Here is a 22,065-nt window from a genome sequence, read left to right as displayed (position 1 = left end):
GTCTGCCCGACCTCAGCCGAGCATGGACGTGGCGAGCTCAGGCGCCGTCCTCGGTGAGGGTCGTGGGCGGCAGCCAGTCGGCCCCGAGGAGCTGCGCCAGGTCGGCGAGGCCGGTGGTGTCGCTGCCCACGGTGTCGGACGCCGCGGCGATCCGCTCCACCATCACCTTGCCGACCTGCTCCTCGACCGTGGCCTCGGCGTAGGCGATGTGCCACGGCGAGACACGATGATCCCGGTGGGTGCGGCCGGTCACCTGTCTAGCGGCGATCCCCGAGAAGCGGGCCTGGTGGAAGAGGCCGACCCGCGGCTCGGTGCTCGCCTGGCGGCCGTCGGCGAGGGTCTCCCCGGCGTGCAGGCTGATCGAGGCGACGGCGGTGAAGACGCAGACCCTCGCCTCCCCGGTCTGGAAGCGGAGCCGTTCGGCCTCGGGGTCGAACCGGTCGCGGCCGTAGATGGTGGCCACCTCGATGCCGGAGTCACGGAGCCGGTCGGTGATCGGGTCAGCCGCGGTGGTGACGAACTCCACCGAGCACGCCACCTGCCGGTCGGACTCGATCTGCTGGGCGATCCAGGCGACCGTGGAGTCGACGCGGATGAGCCCGGCCTTCTGCCGGAAGCGCAGAAGGGCGGCGCGGCCCTTCGCCACGTTGCGTCCGCGACGGGCGATGTCCATCTCACGGCAGAACTCGCCCCACTCGGCTTCGTAGGCGGCTCGCTCCGCGGGCGTGAGCGCGACCGGCATGCCGGAGATCGGCACGGGCCCCCACGGTGCGGCGCGGTGCAGCATCGCGGGCGGCTGTTCCTCGTTCAGCCAGCCGCGCACCAGCTTGAGGTCGGCAGCGCGTCGCGCCGGGTCGGCGGTCCAGGCCGCGCCGTAGCGGCCGTGCTCCAGCTCCACGCCGTGGCGCTCGAGTGCGGTGGCGAAGACGGCGGCGGGCTGCGTCGCCGAGGTCCACTCGCTCATCGGCTCGCCGAGAGTCTGGGCGTAGGCCGGAGCGAGGTAGGGGAGCTCGAGCGGCGTGTGCCCGGGCGTCGCCGTGGTCGCGATGACGAACGGCGCCTTGTCGTGCGGGCGCGCATGTCCCGAGATCCGCGCCCACAGCTTCCACCGCTTCGTCGTCGTCCGCCGCAGGGCGTGCGCCTCGTCCGCGATGATCACGTCCCACGCGTGGTCCTTGACCTTCTCGAGGCGGTCCCACGTGATCACGACCCACTCCAGGCCGCCGTCGCCGAGCGCGGCGATCGTGCGGCACCAGTGGCCGATCGTGATCGCGGCGGGTCGGTCGGCGACGACGAGCACTCGTCGCGCACCGCGCAGATCGCCCACGGCCGTCGCGCCGAGGACGGCCGAGATCGTCTTGCCCACGCCGGGCTCGTCGGCCAGCAGGAACTGCCGTCCGCCGGCCTCGGCCCGTGCCGCGATCGCGTCGGCTGCCTCGAACTGGATCCTGCGGGGCTCGAGCGCCTCGGTCGGCTCGGGGTTGGGCGTCGGCTCGGGATTGAGGGAGCTCTCGACGAACCGACCGAGCGTGTACGGCCCGGGAGCGTACGGCTCGAGGTGTGCGGGCAGAGCGCGCCCGATGTAGAGGTGGGTCTTGACCGCAGGGTGCCAAGTGGCTCCATCGACTGGGGTCCCGTAGGGGACGTCGAGCACCCAGATGCGCTCACCCGGTCCGGCGGACGGCAGCGGCCGCGTCGACGGTCGTGTCCCGGCGCGGCGCGAGGACGTGCTGCGTCGACGAGCACGTGATCGGCGAGGACTGGCCACCCTCGGGACGCTACCCGGCGGTTCGTGTCCAGGGCCGTCGGCTCGCCCACGTCAGGTGAGCGAGGGGGTGCGCGGTTCAGCGCGCGTTGACCTCCGCACCGACCTGGATGGTCTGGGTCCCGCGCTGGTGGAAGTGCTCGGGACGTCGGTAGTCGACGTCGATCGACGACAGGCGTGCCACGCCGGCTCGCGTCGGGGTGATGGTGACGAACAGGTAGTCGCTGTCCGGCCGGACGCCGTGCTCGAAGCGCATGGGGGTGGTGACCTTCTCGATGTCGGCACAGGTCGACTCCGGGTCGAACACGGCAAGGATGGGAGCTCCGCCCTCGGTCATGTGGCAGATCCAAAAGGTGGCACCGGCCTTGGCGGTGTTCTCGGAGAATGTCGCGTCGAGCCCCCTGATCGTGACGGTCTCGGGAGAGCCCTTGATCTTGGGGAAGACCACCGTGGTCGAGAGAGCTGAATCCGCCAGCGGTCGGGGATCGGGCTCATAGCCGTCGCCCAGTCCACCGAACGCCTTCGGATGCGTCCACCAGTTCCACGCCACCATCCCCGCCGCCACCAGCACGATCGCGACGAGGATCGCCACGATCCCCTTGCGGCGGCGCCGAGCCGTCGGTCGGGGTCCGGAAGCCGCGCGGTCCGTGGATGTCGTCGACACGCCGAGAGTCTGACACGACCGAGCGCCGGACCGACGCGCTTGGAGGTTCCGCGCCGGATGGGGGCGGCCTGGACCCGGGGCATGTTTCGATGGACGTACCAAGTCCGAGTCAGAGGGGTGGCCTGCGATGCGACTGGTCGTGGTGGGAGCGTCGGGCGGTGTCGGCTCGCGGCTGCTGGCCCGCGCGGTCGCGCAGGGACACACCGTCACCGCCCAGACCCGAGAGGCGTCCAGGGTGACCCCGTCCGAGGACGTGCGCGTCGCTGAGGGCGAGCCGACCGACGAGCCCTTTCTCCGGCGAAGTCTCGAGGGGCACGACGCCGTCGTCCTGTGCCTGGGCATCGACTCGCTCGGCCGGACGACGCTGTTCTCGGACACGACGCGGGCACTGATCGCGGCGATGGAGGCGACCGGCGTCAAGCGTCTCGTCGCCGTCACCGGGATCGGCGCCGGCGACTCGAGGGGGCACGGCGGCTGGTTCTACAACCGCGTTCTCTTCCCGCTCTTCACGCGCCACCGCTACGCCGACAAGGACCGGCAGGAGGCACTGATCGAGCGCACGAGCCTCGACTGGACGATCGTCAGGCCGGCCCCGTTCGCGAAGACCACCTCGGGAGAGCTGCAGGTGTTCACCGAGATCCCGCCGGGACTCCAGCTCAGCGCGATCACGCGCGACGAGACCGCGGCCTTCCTGCTCGAGTGCGTGGAGGACGCGACCTTCGTACGGCAGAAGCCCTTCATCGGTCACGCCTGAGAGTCGCGGATAGGCTCGCCGGCATGGACTCGTCGAAGCTCGCCGTCGGACTCGCGATCGGCATGTCCATGGGCGTCGCGCTGTCCGTGGCGCTCGACCAGTGGGCCTTCATCGGCTTCGGCATCGCGATCGGCGTCGCGTTCGGCGCAGCGCTGAGCAGCGAGGACGAGGACGACGACTCGGAGGGCGACCCCCAGCCGTAGGCGGAACTGCGTCCCGGCGCGGGGTGAGAGGGGCGACGCCCTCGCAACTCTGTTCAAGAGCCTCGACGCTGCCTAGGCTCGCTGCATGGGCCACGAAGGTGGAGCGGCCAGGGTGGCGATCGAGACGGACGCGGCTCCGGCTGCGCTCGGTCCCTACAGTCAGGCGATCGTCGCAGGTGGCTTCGTCTTCTGTTCCGGCACGGCGGGCATCGATCCCGAGACCGGGCAGGTGGTCGAGGGCATCGAGGCGCAGACGGAGCAGGCGCTGGCCAACCTCTCCGCCATCCTCGAGGCTGCGGGTGCGTCGCTGGCAGACCTCGTGAAGACCACGATCTTCTACGCCGATGTCGACGACTTCGCGAAGCTGAACGAGGTCTACGCCCGATTCATGCCCGACCCGCCGCCCGCACGGTCCGCGCCTGCGAACGTGCGGCTTCCGCGAGGACTCCTCGTCTCGATCGAGGCCGTCGCGTTGGCCCGGGACTGAGAGCGCTCACGACTGGTCGGCCCTGACCCGCCGCGTGTCGTATGCCCACATCGCGATCTCGACGCGGTTGCGGGCGCCGAGCTTGGCCATCAGCGAGGCGACGTGGGACTTGACCGTGCTCAGGCCGACGAAGAGCTCGGAGGCGATCTCGGCGTTGGTCTGTCCCCGTGCCACCAGGGCGAGCACCTCCTCCTCGCGCTCAGTGAGGGGCGCGACGGGCTGGACCGGAGTCGCCGGGGCCTGGTCGGCGAACGTCGACAGCAGTCGGCGGGTGACGTTGGGCGCGATCAGTGCGTCGCCGTTCGCGGCCGCGGTGATGGCCTGCACGAGGAGGTCCGGCCCGGCGTCCTTGAGCAGGAATCCGCGGGCGCCGGCGCGAAGGGCGCCGAGGACGTACTCGTCGAGGTCGAAGGTGGTGATCACGACGACCGCCATCGGGTCGGCCACGTCAGGTCCGGCGAGGCGGCGCGTGACCTCGACGCCGTCAAGCCCGGGCATCCGGATGTCGACGAGGAGGACGTCGGGGCGCAGCCGCGTGGCCAGGTCGAGCGCTGCGAGCCCGTCCGCGGCCTCACCCACGACCTCGAGGCCGGGCTGCGCGCCGAGGATCATCACGAGCCCGGTGCGGACCAGGTCCTGGTCGTCGGCCACCACCACGCGGATGGTCATGCCGGAGCCTTCAGGGGCAGCGCGGCCTCGACCACCCAGCCGCCCTCTGGCCCCGGACCCGCACTGAGCGAACCGCCGAGCAGCTGGGCGCGCTCGGCCATCCCCAGCAGGCCGAAACCGGGTTCGGGCGCCTCCGTCTCGATCCGTCCGTCGTCACTGACACGCAGTCTGACGGCGTCGCCCTCGCGGTGGACGTCGATCGCGACTCGCGTCGCGCCGCGGGCGTGCCGCACGGCATTCGTCAGCGACTCCTGCGCGAGTCGGTACAGCGCCGCGTCCACGGGGCGCGCCAGCTCGGTGAGCGAGCCGTCCAGCGAGACCTCGACGGCAAGCGTCGTGTCGACGCGCGCCAGCGCAGGCAGGTCCGCGACGCCCCGCTGCGGTGCGTAGTCGACGGACTCCTCCTCGCGCAGCAGGCGGACCATGGACCTCATCTCCGCGAGGGTTCGCGAGGCCTCGGCCTCGATCGCGGTCAGGACCTCGGCGGCCTTCTCGGGCTGGGAGCCGACGACCACGCCGCCGGCCTGCGCCTGCACCGCGATGGCCGAGACGTGGTGAGCCACCGTGTCGTGCAGCTCGCGCGCGAGCGCCACCCGCTCCTGGTTGCGGATCTCGCGTTGTTGACGACTCCAGAGGTCCGCGCGGTAGCGGAACACGGCTCCGAGGGCGACGACGAGCAGCAGGAGCACGCTCCCACCGAAGACGTCGGCAAAGCCCGCGGAGGAAGCGATCATCCCGAGCACGGCGACGACCATCACGAACGCCGATCCCGCGGCGATCTCGCGTCCCGAGCCCCACCGCACGAGTGAGTAGAGAAGGACCAGCACGCCGAGCATGGAGTAGAGGCCCAGGTCCGAGGTGTCGGCGGTCAGCTGGAGGACCGAGAGCACCCCGGCGACACCCCACCCGACCGAGGCGGCCGGCAAGGGATGGCTCCGCCGCCAGAGGAGAGCCGGCACGAGTGCTAGACCTAGCACCGTCACGAGGGGACGCCAGGCCACGTCCGGCCGCACCGCGCCCTCAACCAGCGTCGCGATCGCGAACACGCCTGCCAGCAGCCAGTCGAGCCGTCCGACGGGCGGGGCGTCGGCAGGTCGCGGCTCGTCCCACAGGGAGCGCCGGACAGTGAACACGGCTCCACCCTAGGGATCGGCGCGCGCCGGCACACCCGCCGAAAGAACGAGAATCAGGCCATTCCATCGGCCGGATCGGCTCAGGCCTCGGGACCGATGTGCAGGCCGCCGTGCCGGGCGAGCGTGGACGCAACGATCCTCACGACAACGGAGCCCACCATGAGCACACGCCAACCCAACACCTTCGACGACCAGCCGCTCCCGGTGCGCGTCAGGCTCGCCGCAGCCTGGACCAGCCTCATGTTCCTGTACGCCTACGTGGACATTCTCAACTTCTTCACGCCAGGCGTCGTGGAGGACATCCTCGACGGCCGGGTCTTCGAGTTCGACCTCTCCCAGACCTTCTCGACCGCGGCGCTGGCCCTCATGTCCGTCCCGTCCCTGATGGTCGTGCTGTCGGCGGCACTGCCGGCCCGGGTGAACCGCATCGCGAACCTCGTCGCGGCTTCGCTCTTCGTGCCCGTGACGGCGTTCAACGTGGCGGGGGAGTCCTGGCTGCTCTTCTACGGACTCGGCGTCGTGCTGGAGTTGATGGTGCTCGCGTTCATCCTGCGCAGCGCCTGGACCTGGCCTCGTGTCGCTCCGTCGGTGGCAGCGACCACGCGGCAGGGAACGGTCCGCTCCCGGTAGCAAGTGCGGGTCACGGTGCCGATGGATGCGGCACAATCTGGTCCGTGCCTCACGTCTTGGACCTCGGGTCGAGGAGCTTCTGGCGACTCACCGGTCGCCGCGTCGACCTCGACGGGGCGGAGCGGTGGCTCGACGCGCCGGTGAGCTCCTCGGCCCGCGTGGGCACGGACTGGATCGGCACGGAGGCCGCACGGCACGGCGGCGTGCTGGGCGAGGCCGACCCCGACGCGGGACTGCTGCCGTCCATGTCCGTCCTCGACGGTCCCGGGTTCGCGGCGGATCGCCTGAACCCGCTGGTGCGCGACTTCTACGAGCACACCGCGCGCTGGCGGATGGACGTGTGGTCCGGCTGGTCGCCGGTGTTCTGGCCGGCCGGTGAGCTGATCTCGCGCCTGTGGGGCCGCCGTGTCGAGCAGCTCGCCCTGCCGATGCGTCCGCTCGACGTCGCGCACGGCATGGACAGCCACGTGACGCCGGTACGGAACCGCGACGGCCTCCACGTCGCGTCCGCGTGGACGCGGACCCTGCGTGCGAGCGGCCGGACGGTCTTCAGCGGCGCCTACTCCGCGCGGACGCTGCCGGGCGCCGCGGGCCCGAGTGTGCATGTCGCCTTCCCCCTCGAGTCGGGGAACCTGCAGGTGTTCCTGCGGCCTTCGATCACGCCCGACGGAGGACTCCTTCTGCAGTCGCCCCGCGGTCGTTTCGGCGACGACGGGGCGTACGTGGTCGTCCGTGAGGCCGGAGAGCACGCCGCACGCGTGCCGCTGCACGAGACCTTCCACGTCTTCGTCGATCCGGACGGCGTGCTGCGCACCGATCATGAGCTGCGCATGTGGGGCGTCTCGGCCCTGCGCCTGCACTACAGGCTCGAGCGTGAGTCGTGACGATCCACAGCTTCCACCTCGCCGAGGTCCCGCGCCGCACGGGGACCAGCGCCCTGCTGCGACCGCCCACGCCGGACACCGTCCCTGGGCTCGACCACCTCGAGAGCCTCTCGCTCATGCGGCTCGGCGCGCCGGTCGTGTCGCCCGACCGACTCCAGCTGCGCAGGCTCGCGGTCTTCGCGCAGTGGCAGGACGAAGCCTCACTGGAGCGGTTCCTTGCCAGTGACGGACTGGGCCGCTCGCTCGCCGCCGGCTGGCACGTGCGACTGGAGTACCTGCGCCGCTGGTCGAGCCTCGCCGCCTTGCCCGGACTGCCGGTCCGGGCGGGCTCGTGGGACCAGGACGAGCCGGTCGTGGCCGTCACGCTGGCCCGGATGCGCATCCCCGAGATCCCTCGCTTCCTCCACCACGGCCGGCCCGTGGAGCGCCTCGTGCGCGACCACCCGGGCGTCACGCTCGCCGTCGCCGGCTTCCGTCCGCCGCGGACGATCTCGACCTTCACGATCTGGCACAGCGCGCGCCAGATGGTGGAGATGGTGCACGGACGCTCCGACGTGCCCGACCCGACGCGGCACGTTGACGCCATGCGCGAGCGAGAGCGCCGCGACTTCCACCACGAGTTCGCGACCTTCCGGTTCCGGCCCTTGTCCGAGCACGGTTCCTGGGACGGCCGCACGGGCCTCGTGCCCATCCGCCAGTGACGTCATTTCCGGTTGAGACGGAAGGGCGCGCCATATTGCAGTCGCCGGGTGACCACAGTCCGGTGCGTTGTTCACCGGGAGCCATCGCGCATCAGGTCGGTCAGAACATCACATGGCGCACCGGGCCCGAACGCTTGAGCCGGGCCGTGGTCGCGCCGAGCCCATAGAGTCGAACCGTGGAGCAGACGCGCGCGATCGACCTCGTCCTGGAGGGCGGGGGAGTCAAGGGGATCGCCCTCGTGGGGGCGGCGACCGCGCTGGCCGAGAACGGATACACGTTCGCGCGGATCGGCGGGTCGTCCGCCGGTGCGATGGTCGGAGCCGTGATGGCGGCGATGCAGCACGCGGGGGAGCCGTTCAGTCGGGTCGACGAGATCATGCGCACGATCGACTACAGCGCGTTCCTCGACCGTCGCAAGCGCGGCGCGATGCTCGGCTGGTGGCCGCGCGCTGCTGACGCGTGGGGCGTGCTCTTCCACCTCGGTGCCCACCCCGGGCGCCACATGGAGCAGTGGGTGCGGGGCGTCCTGGGCGACCTCGGCGTGCGCACCTTCGGCGACCTCTATTTCGACGACCCGGGCAGCGCGCTGCCGCAGGGGCAGTCGTTCCGGCTCGTCGTCACCGCCAGCGACCTGTCCCGCCAGCGGGCGATGTTCCTACCGTGGGACCTGCCCGCGCACGGCCACGACCCGAACGAGTACTCCGTCGCCCGCGCGGTGCGAGCCTCGGCCGCGATCCCGTTCCTCTTCGAGCCCGTTCGGCTGAAGTCGCAGTACGGCACGCTCACCCTCGCCGACGGCTCGCTTCTGCGCAGCTATCCCATCGAGCTCTTCGACCGCCACGACGGCAAGCCCAGCCGCTGGCCCACCCTCGGCGTGCGGCTCAGCTCGCCGGCAGGGGAGCGCGCCAAGGCCAAGCCGGTCACGTCGCCGCTGTCGCTGCTGACGAACCTGATCTTCACCACCGTCGACTCCACGCAGGTGCGCCACGTCAGCGACCCTGCCGCGATCGACCGCAGCATCTTCGCCAAGCCCAGGGGCGTGCGCTGGACCGACTTCGACCTCACCCCCGAGCAGCGGGCGAGCCTGTTCGACGCGGGACACAGCGCCGCGACTGCCTGGGTGAGGAAGCACCCCGCCGGGCCCCCGGCGCCCGAGCCCGATCCCGACCGCGACCTGGTGGTGCCGGCATGGCGGCCCGAACCGATGGAATGAAGCCAAGCACTTCATTTTCTCGAAATAAAGTCATATGCTTCATTTCATGGAAATGAAGCCGTCGACTTCAGAGGTGGTCGCGCTGATCGGTGACCTCGTCGCCTCGCGCACCGCCTCGTCCCGATCGGGAGCGCAGGAGGCGCTGATCACCGCGCTCGAGACGGCGGCCCAGCTGGTGCCATCGCTGCAGGCCCCGGCGCCCACGATCGGCGACGAGTTCCAGTCGACGCACGCGAGCCTGCGCGACGCGCTGGTCACCGCGCTCGCCGTGAGGCTCGCGCTCCCGCCGGAGATGGACGCCCGCGTCGGCATCGGCATCGGCACGATCGAAGTCGTCGGTCGCTCCGAGTACGGTCTCACCCAGGACGGACCCGCCTGGTGGAACGCGCGCGACGCGATCGGTCAGGTGGAACGGCGCGAAGGGCGCCAGTCCGGCCTGCGCAGCTGGGTGCACGAAGGGGGAACGGTGAACGCCTACCTGATGGTCCGCGACCACGTCGTCAGCGGCTTCGACGGCCGCCAGCGACGCCTCGCGCTCGGCCTCCTGCAGGGTCGCACGCAGCGCGAGCTCGCCGAGGCCGAGGGCATCTCGCCGTCGGCGGTCTCGCAGTCCCTGCGCCGCAGCGGCGCCCACGCCGTGCTCGACGGACTGGAGCTGGTGCGCTGATGGCCCTGCTCGCCCTCGTCCTGCTGGCGATCTGCCTCGCCGAGTACCTCCGCCACGTCGACCGTCTCTGGATCGTCGTCCTCGAGGTCATCGCGATGGTCGCGATCGTCATCCTCGCCGCGTACGGCCTCGGCTACGGCCCGGGCGCCGGCTGGCTGCCGGCCGTCGTCGGCCTCTGGTGGGCCAGTGCCCGCACGGTTCCGTCGTGGCGGGTCCCGGGCATGGTCGTCTCGGGCATCGGCGCGCTGCTGGCCCTCATCGCCTCGCCCGTGATCGAGCGCGACCGCCCACCGATGCTCAGCTGGTACGAGGACCTCGACGTCCCGGCGCTCGCCGGCGTCAGCCTCGACGAGCTCGTCCTCGCCGTCATCACCGCCGTTGCCCTCATCGGACCCGCCAACGCGGTCGTGCGCGAGGTGCTCGACCACGTCGGCCGCGGCCTGCTCGCCGAGGAGCGACGCCTCAAGGGCGGCCGCGTCATCGGCCCCCTCGAGCGCGTGCTCGTGTTCGGCTTCGCCGTCGGCGGCAACTACGGAGGAGTGGCCGCGATCCTGGCCGCCAAGGGCATCCTGCGATTCCCCGAGATCTCCAAGGACGAGGGCGACGGCTCGCGCGCCGAGTACGTCCTGGTCGGCAGCTTCGTCAGCTGGTTCCTCGCCCTCGTGCTCGTGCCGCTGTTCTGACCGGGCGTCGTCCTCGCGAAAGCCGGTCGTACGATGCCGGTATGGCCGAGACCCCCGACACGCCCGAGATCGACATCAAGCCGCGCAGCCGCGACGTCACCGACGGTCTGGAGAAGACCGCCGCCCGCGGCATGCTCCGTGCGGTGGGCATGGGCGACGACGACTGGGTGAAGCCCCAGATCGGCGTCGCGTCCAGCTGGAACGAGATCACCCCGTGCAACCTCTCGCTCGACCGCCTCGCCAAGGCCGTCAAGGAGGGCGTCCACGCCGGTGGCGGCTACCCGCTCGAGTTCGGCACCATCAGCGTCTCCGACGGCATCAGCATGGGCCACGAGGGCATGCACTTCTCGCTCGTCAGCCGTGAGGTCATCGCGGACTCGGTCGAGGTCGTCATGTCGGCCGAGCGCCTCGACGGCTCGGTGCTGCTCGCCGGCTGCGACAAGAGCCTGCCCGGCATGCTCATGGCCGCCGCGCGCCTCGACCTGTCGAGCGTCTTCCTCTACGCCGGCTCCACCCTGCCGGGCAACGTCGACGGCAAGGACGTCACGATCATCGACGCCTTCGAGGCCGTCGGCGCCTGCATGAAGGGCCTCATCACCCGCGACGAGGTCGACCGCATCGAGCGCGCGATCTGCCCCGGCGAGGGCGCCTGCGGCGGCATGTACACCGCCAACACGATGGCCTCCGCGGCCGAGGCGCTCGGCATGAGCCTGCCCGGCTCGGCCGCCCCGCCGGCCCCCGACCGCCGCCGCGACGACTACGCCAAGAAGTCGGGCGAGGCCGTCGTCGAGCTGCTCCGCAAGGGCATCACCGCCCGCGACATCATGACGCTCGAGGCCTTCGAGAACGCCATCACCGTGGTCATGGCGCTCGGCGGCTCCACCAATGCCGTGCTGCACCTGCTCGCGATCGCGCGCGAGGCCGGCGTGCCGCTCACGCTCGACGACTTCAGCCGCGTCGGCGACAAGGTGCCCCACCTGGGCGACCTCAAGCCGTTCGGCCGCTACGTCATGAACGACGTCGACAAGGTCGGCGGCATCCCCGTGATCATGAAGGCGCTGCTCGACGCGGGCCTCATGCACGGCGACGTCATGACCGTCACCGGCAAGACGATGGCCGAGAACCTCGCGCACATCGACCTCGGACTCGACGGCGACGTCATCCGCCCGCTCGACCAGCCGATCCACAAGACCGGCGGCCTGACGATCCTGCACGGCTCGCTCGCCCCCGAGGGCGCGGTCGTCAAGAGCGCCGGCTTCGACGAGTCGGTCTTCCGCGGCACCGCCCGGGTGTTCGACGGCGAGCGCGCGGCGATGGACGCGCTGGAGGACGGCACCGTCGTCGCCGGCGACGTCGTCGTCATCCGCTACGAGGGCCCCAAGGGCGGTCCCGGCATGCGCGAGATGCTCGCCATCACCGGCGCCATCAAGGGCGCAGGCCTGGGCAAGGACGTCCTGCTGCTCACCGACGGCCGCTTCTCCGGCGGCACCACCGGCCTGTGCGTCGGCCATGTCGCCCCCGAGGCCGTCGACGGTGGTCCGATCGCGTTCGTGCGCGACGGCGACCCGATCGTCCTCGACGTCGCGAACAAGCTCCTCGACGTCGAGATCGACGAGGACGAGCTGGCCCGTCGCCAGGAGGGCTGGGAGCCCAACCCGCCGAAGTACACCTCCGGCGTGCTGGCCAAGTACCGCAAGCTCGTCAGCTCCGCCGCGCACGGCGCCGTCACGGGCTGATCGGCTCCCGCCGCTGGGTGAGCGGTGAGTCGTCAACCGAATCCAGACCTCAGAAGGTTGACGCCTCACCGCTCGGCCGGGGGATCGGTTGACATCTCACCGCCCACTCAGCGGCCAGGCTCGCGGAACGGCACCGTAGAATCAGTTGGTGCCGAACTTCACCGACGACGAGCTCGCGATCGCCCTCAAGGTGCTGGGCGAGGCGCAGCACCTCGGTGACGAGGACGAGGCCTACGTCGCGCTGCGACGCGCCTGCGGCAAGTTCTACAAGGACGTCAAGAAGCAGCGCCGCAAGGCCAAGCGCGACGCCGTGAACGCCGCCGACCGCGAGGTCGTCTCGCTCACCGCCACCGGATCGCCCCGCCGCATCGACGACGAGACCGCCGGCATCGCGCTGGTCTCGAACGCGCGTGGTGCCTCCGCGGGCGTGCTGCAGGTGCCGCGCGGCTGCTACATCTGCAAGGAGAAGTACACGGTGGTGGACGCGTTCTACCACCAGCTGTGCCCCGACTGCGCCGCGCTGAGCCACGCCAAGCGCGACGCCCGCACCGACCTCACCGGCCGCCGCGCGCTGCTCACCGGCGGCCGCGCCAAGATTGGCATGTACATCGCGCTGCGGCTGCTGCGCGACGGCGCGCACCTCACGATCACCACCCGCTTCCCGCGCGACGCCGTGCGCCGTTTCCGCGCCCAGCCCGACAGCAACGAGTGGCTCGACCGACTCAAGATCGTCGGCATCGACCTGCGCGATCCCGCCCAGGTGATCGGCCTGGCCGACGAGGTCGCCGCGGCCGGCCCGCTCGACATCCTCATCAACAACGCCGCGCAGACCGTGAAGCGCCAGCCCGGCGCCTACCAGGCCATCGCCGACGCCGAGCTGCAGCCGTTGCCCGAGGGGTTCGTCCCCGAGCTCGTCACCTTCGGTCACACCAGCGACGCCCACCCGGCCTCGCTCGTCGGCTCGGTCAGCTCGCACCCCGCGCTCGCGGGCGACGCCGTCACGGCCGACGAGCTCACCGCCCTCGCGCTCGAGGCGGGCTCGGCCGACCTCGAGCGCATCGACGCCGGCGGCCTCCTGCCCGACCTCGTCGACACCAACAGCTGGGTGCAGCACGTCGGTCAGGTCGACGCGCTCGAGCTGCTCGAGGTCCAGCTGTGCAACAGCGTCGCGCCGTTCATCCTTGTCAGCCGTCTGCGTCCCGCCATGGCGGCCTCGGCCGCGCGCCGCAAGTACGTCGTCAACGTCTCGGCGATGGAGGGGCAGTTCGCCCGCGGCTACAAGGGTCCCGGCCACCCGCACACCAACATGGCCAAGGCAGCGCTCAACATGCTCACGCGCACGAGCGCCCGCGAGATGTTCGAGTCCGACGGCATCCTCATGACCGCCGTCGACACCGGCTGGATCACCGACGAGCGTCCGCACGTGACGAAGCAGCGCCTCGCGCAGGAGGGCTTCAAGGCGCCGCTCGACCTCGTCGACGGAGCCGCGCGCGTCTACGACCCGATCGTCCAGGGCGAGGCCGGCGTCGACCTGCACGGCGTGTTCCTCAAGGACTTCGAGCCCTTCCCCTGGTGAGCGGGATGGACCTCACCAGGCTGAGCACGGAGCGGCTGGAGCTCGCGGCGGTGTCCGAGGGCGACCTCGACGAGCTGCACGCGCTGAACGCGGACCCGCGGGTCTGGCGGCACCTGCCCTCGGGGGTGCACTCCGACGTCCAGCAGACCCGCGACCAGATCGCCGACTACACGGCGGACTGGGAGCGCGACGGCCTCGGCTACTGGATCGCGCGCCGCGGCGGTGAGCTGGTCGGCATCGGGGGAGTGCGGCGCCGCGCCGGCGGCACGTGGAACCTCTACTACCGGATCGCAGCCGAGCGCCACGGTCACGGCTACGCCACCGAGGTCGCCCGGGCGGGCGTCGACGCGGCCGCGCGGCTCGCTCCCGACGAGCCCGTCGTCGCCTACCTCCTCGAGCACAACGAGGCCTCGCGGCGCACAGCCGAGCGCGTAGGGCTGGGCCTCGTCTGGCGCGGACCCGACCGCGAGGTGCCGGACGGCATCCGTCTCGTCCTCGCCGACCGGACGCTCGACGAGGCCACGCTCGGCACCCTCCACTGACGCCCGGCTGTCCGGATGCTGGACGACTCGTCTCACAACTTGACCACTCGCGCCTCCCGGCGCACACTGGAGTCATGCACGCGCTGCTTCTCGTAGTCCACTGACGCACGGCACCTCGCCGCGCGTCTCGCCCTCGTCGCCTCACGGCCGGGGGTTTTTTCATGCGATGAATGGACGACAGGAAGCAGGGAATACGATGGGGAACCGAGCACCGGCCGCCGCCACGGGGCTGCCGGCAGACGAGAAGAGTGGGGCCATGACCGAGACGGCACCGGAGCCGATGACCGGGGCGCAGAGCCTCGTCCGATCGCTGGAACAGGCCGGTGTGGAGGTCATCTTCGGGATCCCCGGCGGGGCGATCCTGCCGGCGTACGACCCGCTCTTCGACTCCTCGATCCGCCACGTGCTGGTCCGTCACGAGCAGGGCGCCGGCCACGCCGCGCAGGGCTACGCGATGGCCACCGGCAAGGTCGGCGTCTGCATGGCCACCTCCGGCCCGGGCGCCACCAACCTCGTCACCGCGATCGCCGACGCCTACCTCGACTCGGTGCCGATCGTCGCCGTCACGGGCCAGGTCGCCAGCAGCGTCATCGGCTCCGACGCCTTCCAGGAGGCCGACATCCGCGGCATCACGATGCCGATCACGAAGCACAGCTTCCTGGTGACCGACCCCGCCGAGATCCCGCGCGTCGTCGCGGAGGCCTTCCACATCGCCTCCACCGGTCGTCCCGGCCCGGTCCTGGTCGACGTCGCCAAGGACGCCCTCCAGGCGATGACCACCTACGAGTGGCCGCACGAGCTCGCGCTGCCGGGCTACCGGCCCACCACGCGCCCGCACAACAAGCAGGTCCGCGAGGCGGCGCGCCTCATCGCCGAGGCGAAGAAGCCGATCCTCTACGTCGGCGGCGGCGTCATCAAGGCCGACGCGTCGGCCGAGCTGGCGATGCTCGCCGAGCTGACGCAGATCCCGGTCGTCACCACGCTGATGGCACGCGGCGCGTTCCCCGACTCGCACGACCTGCACCTGGGCATGCCCGGAATGCACGGCACGGTCGCGGCCGTCGCCGGCCTGCAGAAGGCCGACCTGCTCATCACGCTGGGCGCTCGCTTCGACGACCGCGTCACCGGCAACCTCGACACGTTCGCGCCCGGCGCGAAGGTCATCCACGCCGACATCGACCCGGCCGAGATCAGCAAGAACCGCGTGGCCGACGTCCCGATCGTGGGCGACGCCCGCGAGGTCATCGCCGACCTCATCCGCGCGCTGCGCAAGCAGTCCGACGAGGACGGGCTGACGGGCGACTACGACCAGTGGCGCCAGTACATCCTCGGCGTGAAGGCGAAGTTCCCGGTCGCGTACGAGAAGCCGCACGACGGCCTCGCCCCGCAGACCGTGATCGAGCGGATCAACGCCGCCGCCGGTGCCGAGGCGATCTACTCCTCGGGCGTCGGTCAGCACCAGATGTGGGCCGCGCACTTCGTGAAGTACGAGCGCCCGCGCCAGTGGCTCAACTCCGGCGGTGCCGGCACGATGGGCTACGGCGTCCCCGCCGCGATGGGTGCCAAGGTGGGCGACCCCGATCGCGTCGTGTGGGCGATCGACGGCGACGGCTGCTTCCAGATGACCAACCAGGAGCTGGCCACCTGCGCCCTCGAGGGCATCCCGATCAAGGTCGCGGTCATCAACAACTCCTCGCTGGGCATGGTGCGCCAGTGGCAGACCCTGTTCTACGAGGGCCGCTACTCCAACACCGACCTCAACACCGGCCCCGAGACCATCGGCGCCCGCCGGATCCCCGACTTCGTCAAGCTCGCCGAGGCCTACGGCTGCGTGGGCCTGCGCTGCGAGAGCGAGGACGAGCTCGACGAGGTCATCGCCAAGGCGATGAGCATCAACGACGTGCCCGTCGTGATCGACTTCGTCGTCGAGCGCGACGCGATGGTCTGGCCGATGGTGGCCGCCGGCACGAGCAACGACGACATCAAGATCGCCCGCGATCTGGCCCCCGAATGGGAAGAGGAAGACCTCTGATGCCCCAGCACACCCTGAGCGTCCTGGTCGAGAACACGCCCGGCGTCCTCGCGCGCGTCTCGAGCCTGTTCATGCGCCGCGGCTTCAACATCGACTCGCTCGCGGTCGGTCCCACCGAGATCCCCGAGATCTCGCGGATGACCATCGTCGTGAACGTCGAGGAGCTCCCGCTCGAACAGGTCACGAAGCAGCTCAACAAGCTCGTCAACGTGCTCAAGATCGTCGAGCTCGACTCGGGCAACGCGGTCGAGCGCGAACTGATGCTGATCAAGGTCAAGACCGACCAGCAGACCCGCGGCCAGGTCCTCGAGACCGTCCAGCTGTTCCGGGCCAAGGTCGTCGACGTCGCGCAGGACTCGGTCACGATCGAGGCCACCGGCGACGCCGGCAAGCTCACGGCCATGCTCAACGTGCTCGAGCCCTTCGGCATCCGCGAGATCGCGCAGTCCGGACGCGTCGCGATCGGCCGCGGCTCGCGGTCGATCACCGACCGCACGCTGCGCACCGTGCCCGGCACCGCCGCCGGCTGACCACCCGCACCCCACATCGCGCCGGCGCACGCACCTGCGCCTTCGACCCCCAACCAAGGAGAACCGAGAATCGTGGCTGAACTGTTCTACGACGACGACGCCGACCTGTCCCTGATCCAGGGCAAGAACGTGGCCGTGATCGGCTACGGCAGCCAGGGCCACGCCCACGCGCTCAACCTGCGCGACTCGGGCGTCGACGTCCGCATCGGCCTGGCCGACGGCAGCAAGAGCAAGGCCAAGGCCGAGGCCGAGGGCCTGCGCGTCCTCCCGGTCGCCGAGGCGGTCGAGGAGTCCGACGTGATTGTCATCCTCACGCCCGACCAGGTGCAGCGTCACGTCTACACCGAGTCGATCGCGCCCAACCTGACCACCGGCGACACGCTGGTGTTCGGCCACGGCTTCAACATCCGCTTCGGCTACATCAAGCCGGCCGAGGGCGTCGACGTCATCATGGTCGCCCCGAAGGCCCCCGGCCACACCGTGCGTCGCGAGTTCGTCGCCGGCCGCGGCATCCCCGACATCATCGCGGTCGAGCAGGACGCCTCGGGCCAGGCCTGGGACCTCGCGCTCTCGTACGCGAAGGGCATCGGCGGCACGCGCGCCGGCGTCATCAAGACCACCTTCACCGAGGAGACCGAGACCGACCTCTTCGGCGAGCAGGCCGTGCTGTGCGGCGGCATGTCGCACCTGGTCCAGGCGGGCTTCGAGGTGCTGACCGAGGCCGGCTACCAGCCCGAGATCGCCTACTTCGAGGTGCTGCACGAGCTCAAGCTGATCGTCGACCTCATGTGGGAGGGCGGCATCGCCAAGCAGCGCTGGAGCATCTCCGACACCGCCGAGTACGGCGACTACGTGTCCGGCCCCCGCGTCATCGACTCGGGCGTCAAGGAGCGCATGCAGCAGGTCCTGGGCGACATCCAGTCCGGCGCGTTCGCCGAGCGCTTCATCGCCGACCAGGACAACGGAGGCAAGGAGTTCCTCGAGCTGCGCGAGAAGGAGGCCGGTCACCCGATCGAGGCCACCGGCAAGGCCCTGCGCTCGCACTTCTCGTGGAAGCAGGCCGACGACGACTACACCGAGGGCAGCGCGGCTCGCTGAGTCCGTCCTCCGTCGCCGAGCGCGGCGTCCCGTCCGACCACGTGTCGGTGCGGGGCGCCGCGTTCGTGCGTCAGGAGCGGGGCGCGCGGGCGCGCGGAGGGCGGGGGAGCAGGATCACCGGCACGGGGCTGTGGTTGACGATCCTGGTCGCGGTGGACCCCATGAAGACGCGCGACACGGGGCCGTGACGGCTGGAGCCGACGGCGAGCAGGTCTCCGGGGCTCCACTCGAACGAGTCGAGCGCGAGCGACCAGCGCTCGGCGCTGGTGACCTGGGTCGTGGTGACGTCGACGCCCGGCGCGAGCGCGCGGATGCCGTCGGCCAGCTGGTCCTGATGCCGGCGCACGAGCGCCGCCCACGCCTCGCGCACGCCCTGGTCGGCGAAGGCCGCGAAGGCGGTGCGCGAGCCGCTGCGCACGGCGAACGTCACGATCTCGACCGGCACCTTGAGCCAGAGCGCGAGCGAGGCGATCGGTCCGTTCAGCGCCGCGTCCGACGCGGTCGGGTCCACCGCCACGACGAGTCGCTCGATGCCGCCGTCGTGGGCGTGGAAGCCGCGCGGTGCCAGCGCCACCGGGATCGCCGAGCTGTGCGCCAGCCGGCCGTTCGTGCTGCCGAAGGCGATGCGGCCCAGGGCGCCGTGCGACGCCGAGCCCGCCACCACGAGCCGGGCGTTCCGGGCGCGGCTCTCGTCCAGCAGCGCCTGCGGCACCGACGAGGCGGTGCGCGAGACGGTGACGACGTCGGCCTCCTCGCCCAGGTGCGCCCGGGCGATGGCCAGCGCCTCCTCGGTCTGCTCCTTGACGTAGCGGCGCCACTCGTCGTCCACGCCGGCGAAGTCGCGCAGCGAGTCCCAGCTGTCCTGGACCACGCTCGTGACGACCAGCTCCTCGCCCGTGGTGCGCGCGAACTCGACCGCGAGGTCGAGCGCCGCGAGGCTGCGGGTGTCGCTGCCGAACCCGACGACGACGCTCACGCGGGATCACCCTCGGGGGACTTGTTGAGCCGCGAGTGGCGGTACCCGTAGGCGAAGTACACGACGAAGCCGAGCGCGAGCCAGACCAGGAACCGCAGCCACGTGTCCACCTTGAGGCTGGCCATGAGGCCCACGCACGAGGCGACGGTGGCGATCGGCAGGATCGGCACCCACGGCGTGCGGAACGGGCGCTTCATGTCGGGCTGCGTGCGGCGCAGCACGATCACGGCGATCGCCACGACGACGAAGGCGAACAGCGTGCCGATGCTGACCATCTCGGCGAGCACCGAGATCGGGACCAGGCCCGCGAGCAGCGCCACGGCCACCACGGTGAGGCTGGTCATCAGGACGGGCGTGCCCCACGTGGGGTGGATGCGGCGGAACGCCTCGGGCAGCAGGCCGTCACGTGCCAGCGCGAAGCCGATGCGCGGCATCGCGACGAGGTCGACGAGGATCACCGACGTCAGACCGGCGACGGCGGCGATGCCGATGAGGATGCCCGCCCACTCCAGACCCACCTGGTCGAAGACGTCGGCGACGGCGTCGCCCTCGGACAGATCGGAGTAGTGGACCATGCCGGTCAGGACGATGCACACGCCCACGTAGAGCGCGGTGCAGATGCCGAGGGTGCCGAGGAGGCCGAGCGGCATGTCGCGCTCGGGCCTCTTGGTCTCCTCGCCGAGGTTCGCCACGGCCTCGAAGCCGGAGTAGGCGAAGAACACGACGGCGGCGGCGACGAAGATGCCGGTGAGGCCGAACGTGGCCGGCTCGACGCCGGAGAGGAACTGCCACAGCGGGGCGTGCAGGCTGCTCGAGGCGCCGCCGTCGCCCGACGGGGGCTGCGACTCGGGGATGAACGGCACGAGGTTGCCGGTGTTGACGTAGAAGGCGCCGACCGCGATGACGAACACGCACACGAGCACCTTGATGACGACGAGTCCGTTCGTGACCCACGCCGACTCGCGGATGCCGCGCAGCGCGACCCAGCCCAGCACGAACACGATGAAGATCGCGCCGACGTTGACGACGGACCCCTCCTCGGCGAACCACTTGGCCGGAAGGTCGAAGACGCCGGCGACGTAGCCCGACCAGCCGCGCGCCACCACCGCCGCGCCGAGCGCGAACTCGAGGATGAGGTCCCACGCGATGATCCAGGCGAAGATCTCGCCGATCGTCGTGTAGCTGTAGGTGTACGAGCTGCCGGCCGTCGGCACGGCCGAGGCGAGCTCGGCGTAGCAGAGGGCCGCCAGCAGGGCGACCGCTCCGGCGATGAGGAAGGAGATCGTCACGCCGGGTCCGGCGTTCTCCTTCGCCTGCAGGCCGGTCAGCGTGAAGATGCCCGTGCCGATGACGATGCCGATCCCGAAGCCGATCAGGTCCAGCGCCGACAGGTTCTTCTTGAGGCTGCCGTGCTCCTGGCTCTCCGGCGTCTCGTCGTTCTGGTGGATGACGTCGTCGACGCTCTTCTTCCTCAGCAGATCCATGCCCCTGCCCCCTGCGGATCGTGCCCCGGGTGGGGCGAAATGGCCTGCACAGAAGCCTGCGGGCATCGGTAGCGGCCCGCAACAGGAGCGGACGCTCAGGCGATGAGGTCGACCGCGTCCGGATCGCGGGTGGCGCCCGCGTGGCCCTCGGTGACGCGCTCCCACGCCCGGGCGAGGCGCGCCACCGCGTCCTCCAGCTGGTCGGGCGCCAGCGCGAAGGGAAGTCGCAGTCGTCGCTCGCCGACCGCGGTGCTGGTCGCGTAGAACCGCGGCCCGGGCGTGAGGGTCAGGCCCTCCTCCTCGGCCACCGCGACGAGCGCCGAGCTCAGGGGAGCGGGCAGCGTGGCCCACGCGGTCAGGCCGCCCTCGGGCCGCGTCAGCGACCAGTCGGGCAGGTGGGTGCCGACGGCCTGGACGAGGACGTCGCGGCGGTGCCGCAGCTCGGCTCGCCGCGCCGTCAGGTCGAGGTCGCCGTCCTCGAGCGCCGTGGCCATGACGAGCTGGTCGAGCGCGGCCGTGCCGAGGTCTCGCGTCATGCGGGCGTGGACGAGCCGGGGCACCAGCGTGCGGGGAGCGCGGATCCATCCGATGCGCAGTCCGCCCCAGAGCGACTTCGCCGCCGAGCCCACGACGATCGCGGACGAGTCGTGAGCGGCGTAGTGCTCGGGCAGGGGAGCGTCGCCCAGGCTCACGTCGCGCAGGGTCTCGTCGATGATCGTGGTGACGCCGCCCGCCGGCAGGATGCGCGCCAGCTCGCGGCGCTGCGCCGAGGGCATCAGAGTGCCGGTGGGGTTGTGGAAGTCGGCCACGAACAGGGCGAGGCCGGCGGCGGGCGCGAGCCGGGCCACCTCGTCGACGGGCCACGGGTCGTTGCCGGTGGGCAGCGGCAGCAGCCGCGCGCCGGCGCGCCCCAGCAGGTCGAACGCATGGGGGTAGCCGCAGCCCTCCACGAGGACCCGCTCGCCGGGCCGCACGAGCACCGAGACGAGCAGTGACAGTGCGCTCTGGGCGCCGGTCGTGACGACGATCTGCTCCGGGTCGGTGGGCAGACCGTGGCTCGTGTACCGGGCGGCGAGACGCTCGCGCAGGATCGGCAGGCCGTCCGGCAGGTAGCCGTCGGTCGCCAGCAGTGCCGGCAGGCTGGTCATCGCCCGCTGGATCAGGGCGGCGAAGCCCTCTGGCGCCTCGGATGCCGCGGCGGTCAGCGCGATGCCGTCGTGCCGCGAGGGTCGCGCCAGCATGCTCGTCGAGCCGGCGCGGCCGACGGGCAGCTCGACCACGGTTCCGGAGCCCTGCCGTGTGCGCACCAGGCGACTCTCGCGCAGCACCTCGTAGGCGCGCGTGGTGGTGGTGCGGCTCAGCCCGGTGGCCTCGGCCAGCGAGCGCTCGCTCGGCAGGGTCGTCCCCGACGGGATGCGCCCGTCCATCACCGCGCCGCGGATCTGGGTGGCGAGCCGGCGGTAGGCGGGGCCGGCTCCGGGGTCGGCGTCGCCGAGCATCGACGCGAGACGGCGGGCGGAGAGGGCGGTGGCACGGGCCATGAGGCCACTTTGGCAGGATTGGCTATGGAATCCAAGTCCAGTTCGGCGCAGAGTGAGAGGGTGCTCCTGTGGATGATCCTGATCGCCCTCACGATG

Annotated in this window: 22 protein-coding genes; 15 read left to right on the top strand and 7 right to left on the bottom strand. The window is 71.2% G+C overall.

All coding sequences use genetic code 11. The features are described 5' to 3' along the window. Positions 1 to 37: 37 nt before the first annotated feature. Both BJ975_RS09755 and BJ975_RS09750 read right to left on the bottom strand, forming a co-directional pair. The gene (locus tag BJ975_RS09755) at positions 38 to 1,654 is read right to left on the bottom strand and encodes a DEAD/DEAH box helicase (RefSeq protein WP_223303420.1); all 1,617 of its coding nucleotides are present in this window, start codon (positions 1,652 to 1,654) and stop codon (positions 38 to 40) included. A gap of 190 nt (positions 1,655 to 1,844) precedes the next feature. Continuing rightward, positions 1,845 to 2,429, bottom strand: a complete 585-nt coding sequence (locus BJ975_RS09750) for a hypothetical protein (RefSeq protein WP_179425354.1) — start codon at positions 2,427 to 2,429, stop codon at positions 1,845 to 1,847. A 127-nt stretch (positions 2,430 to 2,556) separates the two neighbouring features. Between BJ975_RS09750 and BJ975_RS09745 the strand changes: the two genes are divergently transcribed. The 3 genes from BJ975_RS09745 (at position 2,557) to BJ975_RS09735 (ending at position 3,873) form a co-directional block, all read left to right on the top strand. Then, positions 2,557 to 3,183, top strand: coding sequence for an NAD(P)-dependent oxidoreductase (locus BJ975_RS09745; RefSeq protein WP_179425352.1), 627 nt, complete (start codon positions 2,557 to 2,559; stop codon positions 3,181 to 3,183). Positions 3,184 to 3,206: 23 nt separating this feature from the next. Further along, positions 3,207 to 3,386: a hypothetical protein gene (locus BJ975_RS09740; RefSeq protein WP_179425350.1), complete on the top strand. Its 180-nt coding sequence runs from the start codon at positions 3,207 to 3,209 to the stop codon at positions 3,384 to 3,386. Between the two features lie 85 nt (positions 3,387 to 3,471). Next, positions 3,472 to 3,873 (top strand): Rid family detoxifying hydrolase, encoded by a 402-nt coding sequence (locus tag BJ975_RS09735; RefSeq protein ID WP_179425348.1) that lies wholly within the window; start codon positions 3,472 to 3,474, stop codon positions 3,871 to 3,873. A 6-nt stretch (positions 3,874 to 3,879) separates the two neighbouring features. Here the strand turns inward: BJ975_RS09735 and BJ975_RS09730 are convergent, their stop codons facing one another. Both BJ975_RS09730 and BJ975_RS09725 read right to left on the bottom strand, forming a co-directional pair. After that, positions 3,880 to 4,542: a response regulator gene (locus BJ975_RS09730; protein WP_179425346.1), complete on the bottom strand. Its 663-nt coding sequence runs from the start codon at positions 4,540 to 4,542 to the stop codon at positions 3,880 to 3,882. Beyond that, entirely contained in the window at positions 4,539 to 5,675 is a 1,137-nt protein-coding gene (locus BJ975_RS09725) for a sensor histidine kinase (protein WP_179425344.1), read from the bottom strand. The genes BJ975_RS09730 and BJ975_RS09725 overlap by 4 nt, the downstream gene beginning before the upstream one ends. 159 nt (positions 5,676 to 5,834) lie before the next feature. On the opposite strand from BJ975_RS09725, the gene BJ975_RS09720 reads away from it, so the two are divergent. The 12 genes from BJ975_RS09720 (at position 5,835) to ilvC (ending at position 17,968) form a co-directional block, all read left to right on the top strand. Further along, complete coding sequence (locus tag BJ975_RS09720) at positions 5,835 to 6,305, top strand: DUF6326 family protein (RefSeq protein WP_179425342.1); 471 nt, start codon at positions 5,835 to 5,837, stop codon at positions 6,303 to 6,305. A gap of 44 nt (positions 6,306 to 6,349) precedes the next feature. Continuing rightward, on the top strand, positions 6,350 to 7,189 hold the full coding sequence (locus tag BJ975_RS09715) for a hypothetical protein (RefSeq protein WP_179425340.1): 840 nt from the start codon (positions 6,350 to 6,352) through the stop codon (positions 7,187 to 7,189). After that, entirely contained in the window at positions 7,186 to 7,890 is a 705-nt protein-coding gene (locus BJ975_RS09710; protein ID WP_179425338.1) for a hypothetical protein, read from the top strand. Before BJ975_RS09715 ends, BJ975_RS09710 begins: the two co-directional genes overlap by 4 nt. Positions 7,891 to 8,066: 176 nt before the next feature. Further along, the gene (locus BJ975_RS09705; RefSeq protein WP_179425336.1) at positions 8,067 to 9,104 is read left to right on the top strand and encodes a patatin-like phospholipase family protein; all 1,038 of its coding nucleotides are present in this window, start codon (positions 8,067 to 8,069) and stop codon (positions 9,102 to 9,104) included. 73 nt (positions 9,105 to 9,177) lie between these two features. After that, a complete protein-coding gene (locus tag BJ975_RS09700; protein WP_179425334.1) occupies positions 9,178 to 9,771 on the top strand; it encodes a SatD family protein in 594 nt (197 codons plus the stop codon). Continuing rightward, positions 9,771 to 10,454 (top strand): hypothetical protein, encoded by a 684-nt coding sequence (locus BJ975_RS09695; RefSeq protein WP_179425332.1) that lies wholly within the window; start codon positions 9,771 to 9,773, stop codon positions 10,452 to 10,454. Before BJ975_RS09700 ends, BJ975_RS09695 begins: the two co-directional genes overlap by 1 nt. 41 nt (positions 10,455 to 10,495) lie before the next feature. After that, the gene (gene ilvD, locus BJ975_RS09690) at positions 10,496 to 12,190 is read left to right on the top strand and encodes a dihydroxy-acid dehydratase (protein ID WP_179425330.1); all 1,695 of its coding nucleotides are present in this window, start codon (positions 10,496 to 10,498) and stop codon (positions 12,188 to 12,190) included. Positions 12,191 to 12,338: 148 nt separating this feature from the next. After that, positions 12,339 to 13,766 (top strand): SDR family NAD(P)-dependent oxidoreductase, encoded by a 1,428-nt coding sequence (locus tag BJ975_RS09685; RefSeq protein WP_317628348.1) that lies wholly within the window; start codon positions 12,339 to 12,341, stop codon positions 13,764 to 13,766. 5 nt (positions 13,767 to 13,771) lie between these two features. Continuing rightward, complete coding sequence (locus tag BJ975_RS09680; protein WP_179425328.1) at positions 13,772 to 14,308, top strand: GNAT family N-acetyltransferase; 537 nt, start codon at positions 13,772 to 13,774, stop codon at positions 14,306 to 14,308. A gap of 256 nt (positions 14,309 to 14,564) precedes the next feature. Beyond that, entirely contained in the window at positions 14,565 to 16,340 is a 1,776-nt protein-coding gene (locus tag BJ975_RS09675) for an acetolactate synthase large subunit (RefSeq protein WP_233456579.1), read from the top strand. Further along, positions 16,340 to 16,870, top strand: a complete 531-nt coding sequence (gene ilvN / locus BJ975_RS09670) for an acetolactate synthase small subunit (protein WP_179425324.1) — start codon at positions 16,340 to 16,342, stop codon at positions 16,868 to 16,870. The genes BJ975_RS09675 and ilvN overlap by 1 nt, the downstream gene beginning before the upstream one ends. A gap of 72 nt (positions 16,871 to 16,942) precedes the next feature. Further along, on the top strand, positions 16,943 to 17,968 hold the full coding sequence (gene ilvC / locus BJ975_RS09665) for a ketol-acid reductoisomerase (protein WP_179425315.1): 1,026 nt from the start codon (positions 16,943 to 16,945) through the stop codon (positions 17,966 to 17,968). A gap of 70 nt (positions 17,969 to 18,038) precedes the next feature. On the opposite strand, the gene BJ975_RS17115 is transcribed toward ilvC, so the two are convergent. From BJ975_RS17115 to yczR, 3 genes are all read right to left on the bottom strand, one after another. Beyond that, complete coding sequence (locus tag BJ975_RS17115; protein ID WP_179425314.1) at positions 18,039 to 18,944, bottom strand: universal stress protein; 906 nt, start codon at positions 18,942 to 18,944, stop codon at positions 18,039 to 18,041. Continuing rightward, on the bottom strand, positions 18,941 to 20,428 hold the full coding sequence (locus tag BJ975_RS09655) for an APC family permease (RefSeq protein WP_179425312.1): 1,488 nt from the start codon (positions 20,426 to 20,428) through the stop codon (positions 18,941 to 18,943). Before BJ975_RS09655 ends, BJ975_RS17115 begins: the two co-directional genes overlap by 4 nt. A gap of 95 nt (positions 20,429 to 20,523) precedes the next feature. Continuing rightward, positions 20,524 to 21,969: a MocR-like transcription factor YczR gene (yczR, locus tag BJ975_RS09650; protein ID WP_179425310.1), complete on the bottom strand. Its 1,446-nt coding sequence runs from the start codon at positions 21,967 to 21,969 to the stop codon at positions 20,524 to 20,526. Positions 21,970 to 22,065 lie beyond the last annotated feature (96 nt).

This window comes from Aeromicrobium tamlense (genome assembly GCF_013408555.1).
Taxonomy (GTDB): domain Bacteria; phylum Actinomycetota; class Actinomycetes; order Propionibacteriales; family Nocardioidaceae; genus Aeromicrobium; species Aeromicrobium tamlense.
Note: the sequence above shows the minus strand (reverse complement) of the source record. Positions and strands in the feature narration are given on the sequence as shown.

Coding starts and splice junctions, on each gene's coding strand:
- BJ975_RS09745 (WP_179425352.1), top strand. CDS start 2,557: ATGCGACTGGTCGTGGTGGGAGCGTCGGGCGGTGTCGGCTCGCGGCTG.
- BJ975_RS09655 (WP_179425312.1), bottom strand. CDS start 20,428: ATGGATCTGCTGAGGAAGAAGAGCGTCGACGACGTCATCCACCAGAAC.
- ilvN (WP_179425324.1), top strand. CDS start 16,340: ATGCCCCAGCACACCCTGAGCGTCCTGGTCGAGAACACGCCCGGCGTC.
- BJ975_RS09695 (WP_179425332.1), top strand. CDS start 9,771: ATGGCCCTGCTCGCCCTCGTCCTGCTGGCGATCTGCCTCGCCGAGTAC.
- BJ975_RS09740 (WP_179425350.1), top strand. CDS start 3,207: ATGGACTCGTCGAAGCTCGCCGTCGGACTCGCGATCGGCATGTCCATG.
- yczR (WP_179425310.1), bottom strand. CDS start 21,969: ATGGCCCGTGCCACCGCCCTCTCCGCCCGCCGTCTCGCGTCGATGCTC.
- ilvD (WP_179425330.1), top strand. CDS start 10,496: ATGGCCGAGACCCCCGACACGCCCGAGATCGACATCAAGCCGCGCAGC.
- BJ975_RS09735 (WP_179425348.1), top strand. CDS start 3,472: ATGGGCCACGAAGGTGGAGCGGCCAGGGTGGCGATCGAGACGGACGCG.
- BJ975_RS09720 (WP_179425342.1), top strand. CDS start 5,835: ATGAGCACACGCCAACCCAACACCTTCGACGACCAGCCGCTCCCGGTG.
- BJ975_RS09675 (WP_233456579.1), top strand. CDS start 14,565: ATGACCGAGACGGCACCGGAGCCGATGACCGGGGCGCAGAGCCTCGTC.
- BJ975_RS09730 (WP_179425346.1), bottom strand. CDS start 4,542: ATGACCATCCGCGTGGTGGTGGCCGACGACCAGGACCTGGTCCGCACC.
- BJ975_RS09680 (WP_179425328.1), top strand. CDS start 13,772: ATGGACCTCACCAGGCTGAGCACGGAGCGGCTGGAGCTCGCGGCGGTG.